Source organism: Streptomyces sp. NPDC022552, from assembly GCF_055561875.1.
In genome coordinates this window covers 1-19,813 of the sequence record NZ_JBVHGJ010000027.1, presented here as the reverse complement: position 1 = coordinate 19,813, position 19,813 = coordinate 1, and the positions used below count along the sequence as shown (strand labels likewise).

Below are 19,813 nucleotides of genomic sequence, written 5' to 3'. Positions count from 1 at the left end.
CGCGATAGCGTCGGGGGATGAGCGACGTGACGGATGCAGCGCCGGGCGCGGACCGGGAGCCGGCCCAGGCACCGGGACCGGGCCAGGCACCGGGACCGGGCCAGGCACCGGGACCGGGCCAGGACGCCTCCCCGGCTCAGGACGAGGCGTCGGGCCAGAGCCGGGCGTCGGGCCGGGCCGAGCCGGCGGACACGGGCGGGGAGACGGCTTTCGCGCCCGCCGCGCCCGCGCCCCTCGGCGTGGAGCGCGTCCCCACCGGCCGTCCCGCCGTGGACGCCCTCCTGGAGCGGCTCGGCGACGCCGACCACCTCCCGGCGGACGGACACCTGGAGGTGTACGAGGATGTACACCGTGGGCTGCGCGACGAGCTGACCTCGCTCGACGCCGTCCGCCCCGGACCGAACCCCGGACCGTGAACGGTCCCGCCGACATCTCCGTACAACCAGTCGTAGAACCCCGTCGTAAGAACCCGTCGTACAACCACAGGAGCTGAACCGAACGTGGCAGGAGTGGCACGCCGCCGTCTGGACGCCGAGCTGGTACGCCGCAAGCTCGCCCGCTCGCGCGAGCACGCCAGCCAGCTGATCGCCGCCGGGCGGGTGACCGTCGGCAAGACGGTCGCGACCAAGCCCGCCACCCAGGTCGAGACGGCCGCGGCCATCCTCGTCGCCCAGGACGACGCCGACCCCGACTACGTCTCGCGCGGCGGCCACAAGCTGGCCGGTGCCTTCGCCGCCTTCGTGCCGCAGGGGCTGACGGTCGAGGGCCGGCGGGCGCTGGACGCGGGCGCGTCGACCGGCGGGTTCACGGACGTCCTGTTGCGGGCGGGCGCCGCGCACGTCGTCGCCGTCGACGTCGGCTACGGACAGCTCGCGTGGTCGCTGCAGAGCGATGAGCGGGTCACCGTGAAGGACCGGACCAACGTACGCGAGTTGACCCTCGACGCCATCGACGACACCCCCGTCGACCTCGTCGTCGGGGACCTCTCCTTCATCCCGCTCGGCCTCGTGCTGCCCGCCCTCGTGCGCTGCACCGCCCCCGACGCCGACCTCGTGCTCATGGTGAAGCCGCAGTTCGAGGTGGGCAAGGAACGGCTCGGCACCGGCGGCGTCGTCCGCAGCCCCGAGCTCCGGGCCGACACCGTACGGAACGTGGCGCGCCAGGCGGCCGAGCTCGGGCTCGGGGTGCTGGGCGTGACGGCGAGCCCGCTGCCCGGCCCCTCGGGCAACGTCGAGTACTTTCTGTGGCTGCGGGCAGGGGCGCCCGCGCTGGATCCGGCGGATGTCGACCGCGCCGTGGCGGAGGGACCTCGTTGAGCTCAACGACCGCACCACCTGGTAGCCGTACTGTCTTCCTGCTCGCGCACACCGGCCGGCCGGCCGCCGTGCGCAGTGCCGAACTCGTCGTACTCGGGCTCCTGCGGAGCGGGATCGGCGTCCGCGTCCTGGAGGCGGAGGCGGCCGACCTGCCGCTGCCGCCGTCCGTGGAGACCGTGCCGGAGGCCTGCACCGACGCGCTGGAGGGCTGCGAGCTGCTCGTCGTCCTCGGCGGCGACGGGACGCTCCTGCGCGGCTCGGAGTTCTCGCGGGCGTCCGGAGTGCCGATGCTCGGCGTCAACCTCGGCCGGGTCGGCTTCCTCGCGGAGGCCGAGCGCGACGACCTCGACAAGGTCGTCGACCGCGTCGTCACGCGCGCGTACGAGGTCGAGGAGCGGATGACCCTCGACGTGGTCGTGTACGAGAACGGTGACGTGCTGCACCGGGACTGGGCGCTGAACGAGGCGGCCGTGCAGAAGGTCTCCCCGGAACGCATGCTGGAGGTCGTGCTCGCGATCGACGGCCGGCCGGTCACCGGGTTCGGCTGCGACGGGGTGATCTGCGCGACTCCGACGGGTTCGACGGCGTACGCCTTCTCGGCCGGCGGGCCGGTGATCTGGCCCGAGGTCGAGGCGCTGCTCATGGTCCCGATCGGGGCGCACGCACTGTTCGCCAAGCCGCTCGTGACGACGCCGGAGTCCGTCCTCGCGGTGGAGGTCGAGCCGCACACGCCGAACGGCGTGCTGTGGTGCGACGGCCGCCGGACGGTCGAACTCCCGGCCGGCGCACGGGTCGAGGTCCGGCGGGGCGCCGTGCCGGTACGGCTCGCCCGGCTGCACCACGCCTCCTTCACGGACCGGCTCGTGGCGAAGTTCGCCCTCCCGGTCTCGGGGTGGCGCGGAGCGCCCCACTAGGGCGGAGCCGGTCGGCGGCAGGGGCGTCCGATGCCGCGGCAGCGGCCCGTGGATGCCCCGACCGGGTCCGCGGCTGCCCACCCCCACGGGTGACAGCCGCGCTCCCGACCTGCGGATTCACCCTCTTCCGGCAGGGGCCGTCGCACAGGCGGGGTTGGACCTCGTAAGGTCTTCCCCGTGTTGGAGGAGATGCGGATACGGTCGCTCGGGGTCATCGACGACGCTGTTGTCGAGCTGTCGCCCGGTTTCACCGCGGTGACAGGCGAGACCGGCGCCGGCAAGACCATGGTCGTGACCAGCCTGGGGCTGCTGCTCGGCGGGCGCGCCGACCCTGCCCTGGTGCGGATCGGCGCGGGTTCCGCCGTGGTCGAGGGGCGGATCACGCTGCCCGCCGGCTCGGGCGTCGCCGTACGCGCCGAGGAGGCGGGCGCCGAGCTGGACGACGGCACGCTGCTCGTCAGCCGGACGGTCTCGGCCGAGGGGCGCTCGCGCGCCCATCTCGGCGGGCGTTCCGTGCCCGTCGGCCTGCTCTCCGAGATCGCGGACGAGCTCGTGGCCGTGCACGGCCAGACCGACCAGCAGGGACTGCTCAAGCCGGCCCGGCAGCGCGGCGCGCTCGACCGGTACGCGGGCGAGGCCGTCGCCGTACCGCTCGCCTCGTACGGGGAGGCGTACCGGCGGCTGCGGGCCGTCGTCGCCGAGCTGGACGAGATCACCACCCGGGCGCGCGAGCGGGCCCAGGAGGCCGATCTGCTGCGTTTCGGGCTCGGTGAGATCGAGGCCGTGGAGCCGCTGGCCGGGGAGGACGTCGAGCTGGCCGCGGAGGCGGAGCGGCTCGGGCACGCCGAGGCCCTCGCCTCGGCCGCCGCGCTCGCGCACGCGGCGCTCGCCGGGCAGCCCGAGGACCCGGAGGCCGTCGACGCTACGACCTTGGTCGCGGGTGCGGGGCGCGCGCTCGACGCCGTACGGTCGCACGATCCGGCGCTCGCCGCGCTCGCGGACCGGATGGGCGAGATCTCCATTCTGCTCGCCGATGTGGCGGGGGAGCTCGCCGGATACGCCGACAACCTGGACGCCGACCCGCGCCGCCTCGCGGCCGTGGAGGAGCGGCGGGCGGCGCTGACGCAGCTCACGCGGAAGTACGGCGAGGACGTCGCGGCCGTCCTGGCGTGGGCGCAGGAGAGCGCGGCCCGGCTCACGGAGCTGGAGGGCGACGACGACCGGATCGGCGAACTGACCGCCGAGCGGGACGCGCTGCGGGCCGAACTGTCGGTCCTCGCGCAGGCGCTCACCGACGCGCGGACGGAGGCGGCGGCGCGGTTCGCCGACGCGGTCACCGCGGAACTGGCCTCGCTGGCCATGCCCCACGCGCGCGTGTCGTTCGCGATCAGCCAGACCGAGGACCCGGAGGGCGTCGAGGTCGGCGGGCGCCGGGTCGCGTACTCGCCGTCCGGCGCCGACGAGGTCGAGCTGCTGCTCGCCCCGCACCCGGGCGCGCCGCCGCGGCCGATCGCCAAGGGCGCGTCCGGTGGTGAGCTGTCGCGCGTGATGCTGGCGGTGGAGGTCGTCTTCGCGGGGACGGACCCGGTGCCGACGTATCTCTTCGACGAGGTCGACGCGGGTGTCGGCGGCAAGGCGGCCGTGGAGATCGGCCGCCGCCTGGCGAAGCTCGCCAAGACGGCGCAGGTCGTGGTCGTCACCCACCTGCCGCAGGTCGCGGCGTTCGCCGACCGCCAGCTGCTGGTGGAGAAGACGAACGACGGCTCGGTGACCCGTTCCGGCGTGACCGTCCTGGAGGGCGAGGACCGGGTCCGCGAGCTGTCGCGGATGCTGGCGGGCCAGGAGGACTCGGAGACGGCCCGCGCCCACGCGGAGGAACTCCTGGCGACGGCCCGAGCGGACGGCTGAGCGCCACTTCGAGGGGTGGCGCGCCGGCCCGTCGGCGGCGGCGCGGTTCGCTGCCCGGGCGGCCGGCGCTTGCGCGCCGGTGGACGCGGGGGCCTGCGCTTGGCGCCGGGCGACGCGTCGAGAAGAGCGAAGGCGTCTCCATTCGGCTGTCCCAGGCCGGCCTCGCGTCGGCCCGGGGTGGCGCGCCTGCCCGTCGTCGGCGGCGCGCGTCGGCCCGTCCTCGGCGCGGTTCGCTGTCCGAGCGGCCGGCGCTTGCGCGCCGGTGGACGCGGGCGTCTGCGCTTGGCGCCGGGCGCCGCGTAGGTCCGTCGGCGGCGCGGGGAGCGCGGCCCGCCCCAAGGGCGCGGGCGTCGCCCTGGGCCCTGGGGCTTGCCTTGGGGTCGGGGGCCGCTTCCGGGGCGGCGGGGGCGTGCCTAGGGTGGGGGCATGATCGGGACGTGGGGCAGGGTGGGGGCGTTCGTCGTGGCCGCGGGGGTCGCGCGGGCGGCGTACGGGGCGTTGCGGCGGCGGGACGATCCGCGGTGGCGGCGGGAGAACCACGCCGGGCGGAGCGTCGACCTGTACGCCGGTCCCGCCACCGCCCTCGGCGCGGCCGTGGGGATCGCCAGCGCAGCGAGACGGGGGTCCCACCGGCCGGCGGCCGGGGCAGGGCCGGCGGCCTTCGCCGTGCTCGCCGCCGGGGCCTGCGGGGCGTACGACGACTGGAAGGGCGACCACCGCCGGGGCTTCCGTGCGCACCTCGGGGCCCTGCGCGAGGGCGAGGTCACCAGCGGGACCGTGAAGCTCCTCGGGATCGGCGCGGCCGGGCTCCTGGCCGGGGCGCTGCTCAAGGAGCGGCCCGTCGACAAGGTCCTCGCGGGCGTCGTCATCGCGGGCACCGCGCACTTCGTCAACCTCGTGGACGTGGCGCCGGGGCGGGCCGGGTTGACGGTGCTCGGGCTCGCCGCACCGGGACTGCTGCGCGGGACGACCGCCGCCGCCCCCATGGGCGCCGCGGTCGCCGTCCTCGCCGAAGACCTCGGGGAGCGCACCATGCTCGGTGATACCGGCGCCCACGCGCTCGGCGCTGCCGTCGGCAGTGCCATCGCCACCGGGAACGGGCGGTTCGGACTCGCGGTTCACGCGGCCGCGCTGATCGCCGCGGCGGCTTACGGAGACCAGGTCAGCGCCCTCGCGCGTTCACCCATGTGAGTGATAGCGCGTGACGAGTTGGGGCCTTGGACACGGCGACGACGGGCCTTCGGTGCCGGAACGTGCGTACGGGCTGGCATCCTTGGGCGCGTGACACAGCTCCGTACGGTCCAAGTGCTGGGCGGCGGCAGCGCGGGCAGCAGCGCGCACGTCCGATCACTTGCCTCGGGGCTCGTGGCGAGGGGCGTGCGGGTGACCGTGTGCGCCCCGGCCGAACTCGACCGCGCCTACGACTTCATCGGCGCCGGCGCGCACTTCGTGCCCCTCCCGCGCCGCAACGACCCCGCGACGGTCGCTCAGCTCCGTAACGCCTGCATCGGCGCCGACGTCGTCCACGCGCACGGCCTGCACGCCTCCGTACGGGCGACGCTCGCGCTGTCGGGCGCGGTCCGCGCGCCGTGGCTCGTGACGACCTGGCACACCCGAAACCACGTCGACGGGGCGCGGGGCGGGCTGCTGCGGCTGCTCGAACGGAAGACGGTGCGGGCGTCGGCCGTCGTCCTCGGGACCTCGTCGGACCTGGTCGACCGGGCGCGGCGGCGTGGCGCGCGCGACGCACGCCTCGCCCCCGTGACCGTGCCCGCCTCGCGGGCGCCCGTCTGTCTGCACGACGGCAAGGCGCGGGCGGAACTGGGCGCTGTGGACCGGCCGTTGCTGATGGCCGTCGGCGCACTGGTGCCCGAGCGGGGGTACGGGCTGCTCCTGGACGCGGCCCGGGAGTGGCGGGACATGGACCCGCAGCCGCTGCTGGTCATCGCGGGCGAGGGGCGCGAACGGGCCGCGCTCCAGCGGCGGATCGAGGCGGAGGGCCTCGCCGTCCGGCTGATCGGCCGCCGCGAGGACGTGGCGGAGCTGCTGGCGGCTGCCGACGTGGCGGTCCTTCCCTCACGCTGGGAGGCGCGGGCCCTGCTCGCGCAGGAGGCGCTGCGGCTCGGTGTGCCGCTGGTCGCCACGGCCGTCGGCGGTGTGCCCGAACTGGTCGGGGACGCGGCCGAGTTGGTGCCGTGGGGTGACGCGCCGGCGCTGGCTGGTGCCGTACGCGGGCTGCTGGAGGACGCCGACCGCCGCATGGACCTGGCGGCGGCGGGACGGATGCAGGCGAGGACCTGGCCCACGGAGGACGAGACGATCGCGCACGTCCTGAGCGTGTACGACGAGCTGTCCGGCCGCCCCTGAGCCCGTCCCGCGCTACGGCGTGTGGCGTCGCGCCCGGAGCGCGAGCGACAGGGCGAGCACCGTCTGCGGGTCGTCCAGGTCGGTGCCGAGGAGTTCGGAGATGCGGGCCAGGCGGTTGTAGAGCGTCTGGCGGTTGAGATGCAGTTCGCGGGCCGTCTCCGCCTTCCGGCCCGCGTGGGCCAGATAGGTCTCCAGGGTGGGGAGCAGCGGCGGCCGGGCGGCCCGGTCGTGGTCCCGCAGGGGGCCGATCGCCCGGTCCACGAAGGCCGCGAGGTCCGGATGGTCGCGCAGGCGCCACAGCAGCAGGTCGATGTCGAGGCGCCGCGCGTCGTACCAGGGGCGGTCGGAGAGGCCCTGCGCGGCCGTCGCCGTCTCGCCCACGTGCCGCAGGGACGCCGATGCCGTCGCCCAGCCGCCCGGGACGCCGACCACGACCACCGGGGGATGCGCCCCGGGCCTTTCGAGGCCGGCCCGCTCCACGCCCGCGCGCAGCGCCGTCGCGACCCGGTCAGCCACCGCCGTACGCTCCGACTCCGAGCGCAGGCCGAGCAGCAGGGGCACCCGGCCCTCCACCGGCCGTACGCCGAGCAGCACCGGAACGCCCACCGACGACAGCTCCTCCAGGACCGCCCGCGCGAGCAGCGCCCAGTTGCCCGACGGGGCGAGTTCGGAGGCGAGACGCATGACCACGGGCAGCAGCGGGCCGTCCCCCGGGCGGAAGCCCAGCACCCGCGCCTGCGCCGGCGCGTCCTCGGGCGTGATCCGGCCCTCCGCCAGGTCCGTCAGGAAGTCGCCCCTGCCCCGCGCCGCCAGCTCCTCCTCCTGGCGGGCCTGCATCAGCACGACCGCCAGGATTCCCGCCGCCCGCTCGGCCGCCATCCGGTGCACCGGGGCGAGCGGGCCGGAGACCGCGAGCAGCACGAGGCGGGCGCGGACCGATCCCGTACCGGGTCCGCCGCCGGGCACGTCCACGAGTACGGCACCCGTCGGCGGCCCCGACTCCCGTGCCGCCCGCTGGCCTCGCAGCCCGTCCCACACCTGGAGCGGGTCCGCGGGCCCCGACTCCGTACCGGCCGCGTAGAGCAGTTGCCCGTCCGCCGTCTCCAGGAAGACCGGGTTCGCCGCGAAGTCGGCGAGGATCCGCAGCACCTGCGGCACCCCGCCGCCGCCCAGCAGCGCCTCCGTGCACTGCCGGTGGACCTCCTCCGCCTGCCGCAGCAGCGCGTAGTGGCCGTTGACGATCTCGGTGTGGATCTCTTCCGTGACGGCGACGAACGGCACCTCGCGGTGCAGCTGCACCAGCGGCAGGCCCGCCGAACGCGCCGTCTCCACGATCGTCGCCGGCAGTCGCGAGAACCGCGGCCCCAGCTCCACCACCAGCGCCGCGATGCCCCGGTCCGCGAGCCGCCGTACGAAGGCGCGCTGCTCCGCCGGGCGGGTACCGAGCCCCAGACCCGTCGTGAGCAGCAGCTCGCCGCCCTTGAGCAGCGACGCGATGTTGGGGACCTCGCCCGCGTGCACCCAGCGCACGGTCCGGTTCAGCCGGTCCGCACCCGCGACCACCTCCGGGAGGCCGCTGCGGAGTCCGGGCAGCTCCAGCGCCCGCTGCACGGTGATCCCGCCCTGACTGTCCATGGAGCCGGACGCTACCTCCGTACATGTTCCGGCAACATCACCGCGGGGTAACCAGGCCCGACACTTCGTCCATTTCGTCGACAACTCGTCGTCTCGTTGGGCCAATTGCGCGACCGCATGTCGATTGTGGCGTACGTCACGCGAGAGGATCCTCTCCGGCCATGGCAGAGAACCCCACCCCTGAGGTGCAGCGACTCAAAGCGAACTCGGTCGGTCTGGTCGGCGTCGTCTTCATGGCCGTCGCCACCGCCGCGCCGATCACGGCGATGACGGGGAACCTCCCCATCGCCGTGGGTTTCGGCAACGGCACCGGCGCGCCCGCCGGCTATCTCTTCGCGACCCTCGTCCTGACCGTCTTCTCGGTCGGCTATGTGGCCATGGCCAAGCGGATCACCGCCGCGGGGGCCTTCTACGGCTACATCTCGCACGGACTCGGCCGGATCGCCGGCATGGCCTCCGGCATGCTCGCCGTGCTCGCGTACATCGTCTTCGAGGCTTCGATCGTCGGCGTCTTCGCCTACTTCACCCGGACGACGGTGGCCGACCAGCTCGGCGTGGACCTGCCGTGGATCGTGTACGCGGCGGCGATGCTCGCCGTGACCGCCGTCCTCGCGCACTTCGACATCAACCTCACCGCCAAGGCGCTCGGCGTGATGCTCATCGCCGAGATCGCGGTCCTGTTCGCCGTCGCCACCGCCGTGCTGATCTCCGGCGGCGGTCCCGACGGCATCCCGGTCGAGCCGGTCAACCCGAAGAACGCGTTCACCGGTGCGTCCGCCGGGCTCGGACTCTTCTTCGCCTTCTGGTCGTGGGTCGGCTTCGAGTCGACGGCGATGTACGGCGAGGAGTCCCGCGACCCCAAGCGGGTCATCCCCCGCGCCACACTCGTCTCCGTCATCGGCGTCGGCCTCTTCTACATCTACGTCTCCTGGATGACCATCGCGGGCAACGGGCTCTCCGGTTCCGTGAAGCTGTCCTCCTCCGCCGCGCCCCTCGACCTCTTCTTCGCCCCCACCCAGGCTTTCATCGGCGCCTGGGCCGTCGACGCCTTCCAGTGGCTGCTGCTCACCGGCTCCTTCGCCTGCGGCATGGCCTTCCACCAGTGCGCCTCCCGCTACCTGTACGCCATCGGTCGCGAGGGGTTCCTCCACCCGGCGCTCGGGCGCACGCACCCCGGACACGGCTCGCCGTACATCGCCTCCTACGTCCAGAGCGCCATCGCCGTCGCCCTCGTCGGCGCCTTCTGGCTCACCGGTCAGGACCCGTACATCCACCTCTACACGCTGCTGGCGATCCTCGGCACGATGGCCATCCTCATCGTCCAGACCCTCTGCTCCTTCGCCGTCATCGGCTACTTCCGCGCGCATCACCCCGAGGACCGGCACTGGTTCAAGACGCTCATGGCGCCGCTGCTCGGCGGCATCGGCATGATCGCCGTGGTCGTCCTGCTGATCGTGAACATGAAGACCGCGGCGGGCCTCGCGGCCGACTCCCTCCTCTTCAAGGCGATCCCGTGGATCGTCGGAGGGGTCTTCCTCGGCGGCCTCGGCCTGGGCTTCTACCTCAAGGCCAGGCGGCCCGAGCGCTACGAGATCATCGGCCGGATCGTCCTGGAGGACGCGACCGAGCGCGACGACGACACACAGCCGGCCCCCGCCCCCACCGCCGTACCGCAGAGCTGATCCCTCACCTCCAGGAGCGCCTCATGGCACGCACGAATCCGATGCACCTCCTGCACCGCCTCGCCGCCGAGCACGCCGACGCCCGGCGACTGAACCTCCCCGTCGACGAGTTGAGGGGGATGAGGTCCGACCCGATGGGCCGCCGCTCCCTCCTGAAGTACGCCGCCGCGGCCGGGATGGCCGTCACCGCGGCCACGGCGGTCTCCCGGCCGGCCGTGGCGCGGGCGGTGACACCCGCCCGTGTCGCGGTGGTCGGCGCCGGTATCTCCGGCCTGACCGCGGCCCTCACCTTGCAGGACGCGGGCCTGAGCCCCACGCTCTACGAGGCGGACCCCTCACGCGTCGGCGGCCGGATGTGGACCCAGCGCAGCCACTGGGCGTACGGGCAGACCTCCGAGATCGGCGGCGAGCTCATCGACACCAGTCACAAGAAGATGCTGGCACTCTGCCGCCGCTTCGACCTCCCCGTCGAGGACTTCCTCGGCGGCGGCCCCACCGGCGCGGAGGAGGTCCTCTGGTTCAACGGCGCGTACTACCCGCGCCACCAGGCCGACGAGGACTTCAAAGCGGTCTATCAGGCGCTGCGCCGTGACCTGTCGGAGGCCGGCGAGGTCACCTGGAACCGCACCACCCCGACCGGCACCGCGCTCGACAACATGTCCGTCCACGCGTGGATCGAGTCGAGAGTGCCCGGCGGACACTCCTCGCCGCTCGGCCGCTTCATCGACGTCGCCTACAACGTCGAGTACGGCGCCGACACCACCGAACAGTCCTCGCTCGCCCTCGTCCTGCTCATGGGCTACCAGACCAATCCCGGCAACTTCAACATCTGGGGGCTGTCCAACGAGCGCTACCACATCACCGGCGGCAACGACCGGCTTCCGAACGCGATCGCGGCCGCTCTCGGGCCCGGCACCCTGCGCCACGGCTGGGCGCTGACCGCCGTACGGGCCAACGCGGACGGCACGCAGACCCTCACCTTCAGCGAGGCCGGTGCGACCCGCACCGTCACCGCCGACCACACCGTCCTCTGCCTGCCGCTGCCGGTCCTCAAGCAGCTCGACCTCACCCAGGCGGGGTTCGACCCGCTGATGAAGAACCTGCTGCGGGATGCCCGGATGGGGTACTGCACCAAGCTCAACATGCAGTTCGGCACCCGCCCATGGCGCGGCACCGGCGCCTGGCCAGGTGTCTCCGCCGGCGACTGCTTCACCGACGCCGAGGTCCAGCAGACCTGGGACACCACCAAGATCCAGGGCGGTACGGGAGGCATCCTCATCCAGTACGGCGGTGGCAGCCTCGCCAAGTCCCTCACTCCCGCCGGGCCGTTCTCCACCCAGTCCGACCCGTACGTACGGAGTCTGGTGAGCCGTCACCTGACCGGCATCGACGCCTTCTTCCCCGGCACCTCCACGGCGTACACCGGCCGCGCCCAGCTCTCCGCCTGGCACCGCAACCCATGGGCGCTCGGTGCGTACTCCTGCTGGCCGGTCGGATATCTGCACCGGTACGCGGGCTACGAGGGCACCGCCCAGGGCAACATCCACATCGGCGGCGAGCACTGCAGTTACGACTTCCAGGGCTTCATGGAGGGAGGGGCCACCGAGGGCGAGCGGGCCGCACGGGAGGTGATCGACGCGCTTCGGTGAGGCTCAGGCGGCGGCCGGAGTGATGTTGTGGTTGAAGCGGAAGACGTTGTCGGGGTCGTACGTGGCCTTGACGGCGGCGAGCCTGCGGTAGTTCTCGGCGCCGAAGCCCGAGACGACCCGGTCCTCGCCCTCGGAGCCGATGAAGTTCAGATACACGGCTCCGGTCGACCACGGCCGCACGTCGGCACGGACGTCCCGTACCCACTGGATCGTACGGGTGTCGTCCGAGGGGTCCGTCCAGGTGGCGAAGGGGTGGACGGCCCAGGGCGACGAACGCCACGGGATCGGATAGTCGGCCGGGCCGGCCGCGACCGCGCCGCCCTGCATGAACAGCACGTTCTGCGTGCCCGTGGGCATCGGGATCTGCGCCGAGCGGGAGCAGAAGACGTCCACGGCCTCGTCCGGGAATTCCGTCAGATACTCGGCCGACCAGTAGTTCCGCAGCCCCGGCGGGTCGTCGATCATGCACTGGAGATCCGCGTACGCGATGTCGGTGACGACCTCCATCACCGGGCCCAGGGCGAACAGCGGCGCCGCCAGCTCGCGGACCTCGGCGACGGGACCGGCACAGGTGAACAGCGCGCCGCAGACCAGCTGCCCGACGAGATGCTCGGGCACGAACGGCTCGGGCGGTGCCGGGAAGTAGATGACCCCGCCGCCGACCTCGTCCGGTGCGGACGCGCCGAGGTCCCGGAAGACGCGCACCACCTCGGGGGCCTTCTCCGGCATGAAGAAGAGCATCGCGATGCTCATCTCCGGCAGCTCGTGCAGCCGCAGGGTGAGCGAGGTCGCCACGCCGAAGTTCCCGCCGCCGCCGTGCAGCGCCCAGAACAGCTCCGGGTTCTCCTCCGCGTCCGTATGCACGTGCTTGCCCTCGGCCGTGATCAGCTCGGCGGCGAGGAGGTTGTCGCAGGCCAGCCCGAACTTCCGCTCCAGCCAGCCCGATCCGCCGCCCAGGGTGAAGCCGCCGACGCCCGTCGTGGAGACCCGGCCGCCGGTGGTGGCCAGATGGAACGGCTGGGTCGCGCGGTCCAGATGGCTCATCGTGGCGCCGCCCTCGACCCGCGCGGTCAGGTGCTCCGGGTCGGCGACGACCGCGTGCATCCGGCGCAGATCGATCACGAGCCCGTCGTCGACGACGGAGCTCCCGGCGACGCTGTGACCGCCGCCGCGCACGGCGACGGGCAGCTCGGTCTCCCGGCCGAAGAGGACCGCGTTGGAGACGTCCTCCGCCGTCGCGCACTGGGCGATGACCGCCGGACGGCGGTCGATCATCCCGTTGTGGATCTTCCGCGCCTCGTCGTAGCCGGGATCGCCGGGTACGTACACCTCGCCCGCCAGATCCTCACGGAGTCCGGCGAGGGCGCTGTCCGGGACGTGGGTACGGGGAGCCATGGCGCCCCCCTTTCCGAGGGGGGACAGGTCCCTTTCAGCGTATTCCGGGGAGCCCCGTCCCGCGCCTCAACCGCCGTACGCGCCGCTCGCCGTCAGCCGCAGCGCCGTGTCGATCAGCGGGACGTGGCTGAAGGCCTGCGGGAAGTTCCCCACCTGCCGCTGCAGCCGCGGGTCCCACTCCTCGGCGAGGAGCCCCAGGTCGTTGCGGAGCGCGAGCAGCCGCTCGAAGAGCCTGCGGGCCTCGTCGACGCGTCCGATCATCGCCAGGTCGTCGGCCAGCCAGAACGAGCACGCCAGGAAGGCGCCCTCGTCACCCTCCAGGCCGTCCACGCCGGCCTCCTCGCCCGCGGTCGGGTAGCGCAGCACGAAGCCGTCCTCCGTGGACAGCTCCCGCTGGATCGCCTCGATCGTGCCGATGACCCGCTTGTCGTCCGGCGGGAGGAAGCCCATCTGCGGAATGAGCAGCAGCGAGGCGTCCAGCTCCTTGGAGCCGTACGACTGCGTGAACGTGTTCCGCTCCTTGTCGTAGCCCTTCTCGCACACGTCCCGGTGGATCTCGTCGCGCAGCTCGCGCCAGCGCTCCAGCGGGCCGTCGGCGTCCCCGGACTCGATGAGCTTGATCGTGCGGTCGACCGCCACCCAGGCCATCACCTTGGAGTGCACGAAGTGGCGGCGCGGCCCGCGCACCTCCCAGATGCCCTCGTCGGGCTGGTCCCAGTGCGTCTCCAGGTAGCGGATCAGCTTGAGCTGGAGCAGGGAGGCGTAGTCGTTGCGGGAGAGTCCCGTCATGTGCGCCAGGTGCAGGGCCTCGGTGACCTCGCCGTACACGTCCAGCTGGAGCTGGTTGGCGGCCCCGTTGCCGACCCGGACCGGGCCGGAGTTCTCGTACCCCGGCAGCCAGTCCAGCTCTGCCTCGCCGAGCTCCCGCTCGCCCGCGATCCCGTACATGATCTGCAGGTTCTCCGGGTCGCCCGCGACCGCCCTGAGCAGCCAGTCCCGCCAGGCGCGGGCCTCCTCGCGGTAGCCGGTGCGCAGCATCGACGACAGCGTGATCGCCGCGTCGCGCAGCCAGGTGTATCGGTAGTCCCAGTTCCGTACGCCGCCGATCTCCTCCGGCAGGGAGGTGGTCGGCGCGGCGACGATGCCGCCCGTCGGCGCGTACGTCAGCGCCTTCAGCGTGATCAGCGAGCGGACCACGGCCTCCCGGTACGGGCCGTGGTAGGTGCAGTGCTCCACCCACTCCCGCCAGAAGTCCTCGGTCGCCTCCAGCGAACCCTCCGGGTCCGGCAGGGCCGGCGCCTCCTTGTGCGAGGGCTGCCAGCTGATGGTGAAGGTGACCCGGTCGCCCGGCGTGACGGTGAAGTCCGAGTACGTCGTGAGGTCCTTGCCGTGCGTCTCGGCGTCCATGTCCAGCCACACCGAGTCGGGTCCGGCGACGGCCACCGTGCGGTCCCCGACCTTGTGCACCCACGGCACCACCCGTCCGTAGCTGAACCGCATCCGCAGCGCGGAGTGCATCGGGACCCGGCCGGAGACGCCTTCCACGATCCGGATCAGCTGCGGCGCGCCGTCGCGCGGGGGCATGAAATCGGTCACCCGGACCGTGCCGCGCGGGGTGTCCCACTCGGACTCCAGGATGAGCGAGTCACCGCGGTAGCGCCGGCGGTCGGCGGGCGGCGGGGGAGCGCCGTTCGGAACGGCGGGACCGACCCGCCAGAATCCGTGCTCCTCCGTGCCGAGGAGCCCCGCGAAGACGGCATGCGAGTCGAAGCGGGGCAGGCAGAGCCAGTCGACACTGCCGTCCCGGCAGACCAGGGCGGCGGTCTGCATGTCTCCGATGAGTGCGTAATCCTCGATGCGCCCGGCCACGTGCTCTCTCCAGATCGAACGGCCACGTCCGCCCCGCAGGGCGCTTGCTACAGGTCAGCGGTCAGGTCGGCGGTCAACTGATCGTTGACGCTCGGCGGCGAGTGTCCGAGCAGGATACGACGCATCGGGTTGCGTTCTCGTCACGTCGTGGCTCCGATCGGGTGAGCAGGGCTTGACGCCGCGAGGACCCCGGCGCCGTGGCGCGCACCCGGGGGGCGCGTCGCCATCCGTGTGCACTCGACTGCCCCGTGTGGCCGGAAGCAGTCTCCCGATGTCGCTGATACCCTGGTACCCCGTGGACCGGTGGGAAACGGCGACAGCCGAGCCCCCGCAACCGCAGCGACGGCACCTCCCGATTCTTCCGGAGGGCACGCCGGAACGCACCTCCAGAACGCGACCACGGGAGCCCCCTCTTGGCGATGCCGCCCAAAACCACGACGACCAAGCACATCTTCGTCACCGGGGGTGTCGCCTCCTCCCTCGGCAAGGGCCTGACCGCCTCCAGCCTGGGTGCGCTCCTCAAGGCGCGGGGCCTGCGGGTCACGATGCAGAAGCTCGACCCGTACCTGAACGTCGACCCCGGCACGATGAACCCGTTCCAGCACGGCGAGGTGTTCGTCACCAACGACGGCGCCGAGACCGACCTGGACATCGGTCACTACGAGCGCTTCCTCGATGTCGACCTCGACGGCTCGGCCAACGTCACCACCGGCCAGGTCTACTCGCAGGTCATCGCCAAGGAGCGGCGCGGCGAGTACCTCGGGGACACCGTCCAGGTCATCCCGCACATCACCAACGAGATCAAGTCCCGGATCCGCCGTATGGCGACCGACGACGTCGACGTGGTCATCACTGAGGTCGGCGGCACGGTCGGCGACATCGAGTCGCTGCCGTTCCTGGAGACCGTCCGTCAGGTCCGCCACGAGGTCGGCCGCGACAACGTCTTCGTCGTGCACATCTCGCTGCTCCCGTACATCGGCCCCTCCGGCGAGCTGAAGACCAAGCCGACCCAGCACTCCGTCGCCGCGCTGCGCAACATCGGTATCCAGCCGGACGCCATCGTGCTGCGCGCCGACCGCGACGTCCCCACCGCCATCAAGCGCAAGATCTCGCTGATGTGCGACGTGGACGAGGCCGCCGTCGTCGCCGCCATCGACGCCAAGTCGATCTACGACATCCCGAAGGTCCTGCACACCGAGGGTCTGGACGCCTACGTCGTGCGCAAGCTCGACCTGCCGTTCCGCGACGTCGACTGGACCACCTGGGACGATCTGCTGGACCGCGTCCACAACCCGGAGCACGAGGTCACCGTCGCGCTCGTCGGCAAGTACATCGACCTGCCCGACGCGTACCTCTCGATCACCGAGGCCATGCGCGCCGGCGGCTTCGCCAACAAGGCGCGGGTCAAGGTCAAGTGGGTCACCTCCGACGACTGCAAGACCGCGGCCGGCGCGAAGAAGCAGCTCGCCGACGTCGACGCGATCCTGATCCCAGGCGGCTTCGGCGACCGCGGTGTCAACGGCAAGATCGGCGCGATCCAGTACGCCCGTGAGAACAAGGTGCCGCTGCTCGGCATCTGCCTGGGCCTGCAGTGCATCGTCATCGAGGCCGCCCGCAACCTGGCCGACATCCCGGACGCCAACTCCACCGAGTTCGACGCGGCCACCGCCCACCCGGTCATCTCGACCATGGAGGAGCAGCTCGCGTACGTCGAGGGCGCGGGCGACCTGGGCGGCACGATGCGCCTCGGCCTCTACCCGGCGAAGCTCGCCGAGGGCTCCATCGTGCGCGAGGTCTACGACGACCAGCCGTACGTGGACGAGCGCCACCGCCACCGCTACGAGGTGAACAACGCCTACCGCGCGGAGCTGGAGAAGAAGGCCGGTCTGGTCTTCTCCGGCACCTCCCCGGACAACAAGCTCGTCGAGTACGTCGAGTACCCGCGCGAGGTGCACCCGTACCTGGTCGCGACCCAGGCCCACCCGGAGCTGCGCTCGCGTCCGACGCGTCCGCACCCGCTCTTCGCGGGCCTGGTCAAGGCGGCCGTCGAGCGCAAGACGGGCAAGTAGTACGAGGAGTTAACGTTGCCGGGGTACAGGTCCTTCACCGGGCCCGTACCCCGGCTTTCGTGTGTGGTTCGTGTGGGAGGACGCAGATGGAGTTGCAGGACACCCCGGAGGAGTGGCGGGTCGTCGCGACGACGACCCCGTTCCAGGGAAACAAGACGAGTGTCCGCACGGACGACGTGGTCATGCCCGACGGCACGGTCGCGCGCCGCGACTACCAGGTCCACCCCGGCTCGGTGGCGGTCGTGGCCCTCGACGACCAGGACCGGGTGCTGCTGCTGAAGCAGTACCGCCACCCCGTACGGCAGAAGCTCTGGGAGATCCCGGCCGGCCTCCTCGACGTGCCGGGGGAGAACCCGCTGCACGCCGCGCAGCGCGAGCTGTACGAGGAGGCGCACGTCAAGGCCGAGGACTGGCGGGTCCTGACCGACGTCTACACGACGCCCGGCGGCTGTGACGAGGCGGTACGGATCTTCCTGGCGCGGGATCTGTCGGAGGCGCAGGGCGAACGCTTCGACGTCTCCGACGAGGAGGCCGACATGGAGCTGGCCCGGGTCCCGCTGGCGGACGTGGTGCGCGGCGCGCTCGCGGGCGAGCTGCACAACAACTGCCTGGTCGTGGGCGCGCTTTCGCTGGCGGCCGCCCGCGCGGGCGACGGCCTCGACGCGCTCCGCCCCGCGGACGCACCCTGGCCGGCGCGCCCGTTCGAAGCGTAGCCCTGCCCCTGTGTGGGCCTTCGTCCCGCCTCTGTGGGGGAGGCCCACAAGCAGGTACCGGTCTGAACATCTTCTGATCCGATCGGGGGACCTGTCCGCCCTGCTCCGCCGGGTCCGGTGCACGCCCTGAACTACGCTCGGGATCGCCCGTGCGGAGACCCCCCACGGGATCGGTCGTGCGCAGGTGGACGGGAGCGTGGCCCGTGACGGATCAGGCGGTGGCAGCGGGCGGGGTGCGGAACTTCTACGGCCGCCAGCGGGAGTTGAAAGCTCTGCGCGCCGACATCGAACGGACCGGACTCGACACCCTCGCCGGCCACAAGGCACCCCGCGCGCGCGTCCTGCTGATCGCCGGACGGTCTGGCTCGGGACGGACGCGGCTCGCCGAGGAGCTCGTCGCGGGATTCGGTACGGCCTACCCCGACGGTGTGTTCCGTGCCCGGCTCACCGAACCCGGCGGCGACCCGGTCCCCACCGCGCGCGTCGCGCAGGGGCTGCTCCAGGACCTGGGCGTCGCCGAGCCGCCCGGCGCCGGGGAGGACGAGCTGACCGAACTCGTCCGTGAGGCCCTCGCCGCACGCCGTGCCGTCCTGGTCCTCGACGACTCCGTCGACGCCGAACAGGTCGACCCGCTCATCCCCGACAACCCCGACGCGCTCGTCCTCGCCGTCGCCAAGGGACCGCTCACCGGAATCCCCGACGTCCGGCCCTGCACCCTCGGCGGCCTCGACCCCAAGTCGGCGATCGAGCTGCTCACCTCCTTCACCGGTTCCGTCCGGGTGACGGTCGACCCGCAGGCCGCCGAGACCCTCGTCGAGGAGTGCGGCGGCCAGCCCGCGGCCGTCGTCCTCGCCGGCGGCTGGCTCGGCGCCCGCCCCAAGGCCTCCGTCGCCGACCTCGCCAAGCGGCTGCGCGCCCTCTCCGGCGACCCGCTCTCACGGGCCTTCCAGCTGGTCCACGAGTCCCTGGCCCCGCCGGCCGCCCGGATACTGCGATACCTCTCCCTCGCCCCGCTAGGCCGGGCCGACGCCCACACCGCCTCCGCCCTGGCCGGCTGCTCCGTCTCCGCGGCCGCGAGCACCCTGGCGGGATTCGTCGCGCTGGGTCTCGTCACCGAGGGGGAGGACAGCCAGTACGAGGTGCCCGGGCATCTCGTCCCGCTCCTCCGCGAGCAGATGGAGGAGCGCGACCGCCCCGCCGAGGTGCAGCTCGCCCGGGCCCGGATGCTGGAGCGGACCGTACGGCTCCTCCAGTCCTGCCGCGCGGTCACCGAGCCCGAGGGGTCCACGGCCCGCAAGAAGCTCGCCGGACTGCCCCGGGCTCTGCGCTTCACGAACGTGCCCGTCGCCGCCGAGTGGCTGGAGAGCCGCCGGCCCGTGCTGCTCGCCTCCGCCCGCCTCGCCGTCGCCGACGGCGAGCTCGACACCCTGGCCCGCCGGCTCGTCGCCGCCCTGGTCAGGGCCGAGACCGCCCACCGCGGCGCCGAAGCGGCCGCGCCCGTCCTCTACGGACTGCACCGGCTCGTCCTGGACGTGGCCGAGCGGCGCGGACTGCACCGGGAACGGGCCGCGGCGCTGCTGAACATGGCCGACCTCGACGCCAGGACCGGCCGCACCCAGGACGCCCTGGCCCGCTACCGGGCCGCTCTGGACGCCGGCCGGGCCGCGAACGATCCGTACGCGATCGGTCGCGCGATGGAATCCGTAGGCGGTTCCTACCAGGAACTGGGGGACTGGCAGCGGGCCGGCGACTGGTACGGCAGGGCCCTCGCCCAGCGCCTCGCCCGCGACGAGCGGGCCGACCAGGCCCGGCTCTACGCCCGGCTCGGCACCGTCCAGACGTATGCGGGCCGCTACGGCGAGGCCCTGCGGAACTGGCGCGCCGCCGCCGCGGGCTACCGGCGGCTCGCGGATCTCCCCGGTCACGCGCGGGCGTTGAGCGAGGCGGCCCGGGTCCAGGAGTACGCGGGACGGCCCGAGGAGTGCCTGCGGACCTGTGAGGAGGCGGTGGAGTGGGCGCGACGGGCCCAGGACGTACGGCTCCAGGCGGCGCTGCAGCTCCGGCTGGCCGACACCCTCGACCGGCTCGGCGACCCCGCAGCGGCCCGATTGCACCGGTCCGCGGCCGAAAGGCTCCTTGGAAGCGAGACTTCCGCCTACGAAATCCGCAGTGCTTCCAGTGAAGATTAATGCTTTGCAAGGCTAAGGGTTGTCCCGTAAATGATCTACGGCATGCCAGTTGGCCAGTGCTGCCTTCCGTCACCCGGCGAGGGTGAGGTTGTGCATCCGGGCGATGC

Annotated in this window: 14 protein-coding genes; 11 read left to right on the top strand and 3 right to left on the bottom strand. The window is 72.8% G+C overall.

Annotated features, from left to right (window positions below; translation table 11 throughout):
• Window positions 1–17: 17 nt before the first annotated feature.
• The 6 genes from ACZ3OF_RS35685 to ACZ3OF_RS35660 all read left to right on the top strand — a co-directional run bounded on the left by ACZ3OF_RS35685 (window position 18) and on the right by ACZ3OF_RS35660 (window position 6,505).
• A complete protein-coding gene (locus tag ACZ3OF_RS35685) occupies window positions 18–416 on the top strand; it encodes a hypothetical protein (RefSeq protein WP_361671398.1) in 399 nt (132 codons plus the stop codon).
• An 84-nt stretch (window positions 417–500) separates the two neighbouring features.
• Complete coding sequence (locus ACZ3OF_RS35680) at window positions 501–1,316, top strand: TlyA family RNA methyltransferase (RefSeq protein ID WP_361671395.1); 816 nt, start codon at window positions 501–503, stop codon at window positions 1,314–1,316.
• A complete protein-coding gene (locus ACZ3OF_RS35675) occupies window positions 1,313–2,230 on the top strand; it encodes an NAD kinase (protein ID WP_352191671.1) in 918 nt (305 codons plus the stop codon). Before ACZ3OF_RS35680 ends, ACZ3OF_RS35675 begins: the two co-directional genes overlap by 4 nt.
• A 189-nt stretch (window positions 2,231–2,419) precedes the next feature.
• A complete protein-coding gene (gene recN, locus ACZ3OF_RS35670) occupies window positions 2,420–4,138 on the top strand; it encodes a DNA repair protein RecN (RefSeq protein ID WP_361671439.1) in 1,719 nt (572 codons plus the stop codon).
• A 426-nt stretch (window positions 4,139–4,564) separates the two neighbouring features.
• The gene (locus ACZ3OF_RS35665) at window positions 4,565–5,329 is read left to right on the top strand and encodes a hypothetical protein (protein ID WP_467309004.1); all 765 of its coding nucleotides are present in this window, start codon (window positions 4,565–4,567) and stop codon (window positions 5,327–5,329) included.
• Window positions 5,330–5,419: 90 nt separating this feature from the next.
• Entirely contained in the window at window positions 5,420–6,505 is a 1,086-nt protein-coding gene (locus tag ACZ3OF_RS35660; RefSeq protein WP_361671390.1) for a glycosyltransferase family 4 protein, read from the top strand.
• A gap of 12 nt (window positions 6,506–6,517) precedes the next feature.
• Here the strand turns inward: ACZ3OF_RS35660 and ACZ3OF_RS35655 are convergent, their stop codons facing one another.
• On the bottom strand, window positions 6,518–8,140 hold the full coding sequence (locus tag ACZ3OF_RS35655; RefSeq protein WP_361671388.1) for a PucR family transcriptional regulator: 1,623 nt from the start codon (window positions 8,138–8,140) through the stop codon (window positions 6,518–6,520).
• 161 nt (window positions 8,141–8,301) lie between these two features.
• Between ACZ3OF_RS35655 and ACZ3OF_RS35650 the strand changes: the two genes are divergently transcribed.
• Together ACZ3OF_RS35650 and ACZ3OF_RS35645 are read left to right on the top strand one after the other, a co-directional pair.
• A complete protein-coding gene (locus ACZ3OF_RS35650; protein ID WP_361671385.1) occupies window positions 8,302–9,822 on the top strand; it encodes an APC family permease in 1,521 nt (506 codons plus the stop codon).
• A 23-nt stretch (window positions 9,823–9,845) separates the two neighbouring features.
• Window positions 9,846–11,471, top strand: a complete 1,626-nt coding sequence (locus ACZ3OF_RS35645; RefSeq protein WP_361671383.1) for a flavin monoamine oxidase family protein — start codon at window positions 9,846–9,848, stop codon at window positions 11,469–11,471.
• Between the two features lie 3 nt (window positions 11,472–11,474).
• On the opposite strand, the gene ACZ3OF_RS35640 is transcribed toward ACZ3OF_RS35645, so the two are convergent.
• Together ACZ3OF_RS35640 and ACZ3OF_RS35635 are read right to left on the bottom strand one after the other, a co-directional pair.
• Complete coding sequence (locus tag ACZ3OF_RS35640; RefSeq protein WP_467309000.1) at window positions 11,475–12,866, bottom strand: FAD-binding oxidoreductase; 1,392 nt, start codon at window positions 12,864–12,866, stop codon at window positions 11,475–11,477.
• 66 nt (window positions 12,867–12,932) lie between these two features.
• Window positions 12,933–14,735, bottom strand: a complete 1,803-nt coding sequence (locus ACZ3OF_RS35635; protein ID WP_361671376.1) for a glycoside hydrolase family 15 protein — start codon at window positions 14,733–14,735, stop codon at window positions 12,933–12,935.
• Between the two features lie 419 nt (window positions 14,736–15,154).
• Between ACZ3OF_RS35635 and ACZ3OF_RS35630 the strand changes: the two genes are divergently transcribed.
• The 3 genes from ACZ3OF_RS35630 (at window position 15,155) to ACZ3OF_RS35620 (ending at window position 19,706) form a co-directional block, all read left to right on the top strand.
• A complete protein-coding gene (locus tag ACZ3OF_RS35630; protein ID WP_361671373.1) occupies window positions 15,155–16,804 on the top strand; it encodes a CTP synthase in 1,650 nt (549 codons plus the stop codon).
• A gap of 86 nt (window positions 16,805–16,890) precedes the next feature.
• Window positions 16,891–17,517: an NUDIX hydrolase gene (locus tag ACZ3OF_RS35625; RefSeq protein WP_361439288.1), complete on the top strand. Its 627-nt coding sequence runs from the start codon at window positions 16,891–16,893 to the stop codon at window positions 17,515–17,517.
• Window positions 17,518–17,720: 203 nt separating this feature from the next.
• The gene (locus ACZ3OF_RS35620) at window positions 17,721–19,706 is read left to right on the top strand and encodes an AAA family ATPase (protein ID WP_361671370.1); all 1,986 of its coding nucleotides are present in this window, start codon (window positions 17,721–17,723) and stop codon (window positions 19,704–19,706) included.
• Window positions 19,707–19,813: the final 107 nt, after the last annotated feature.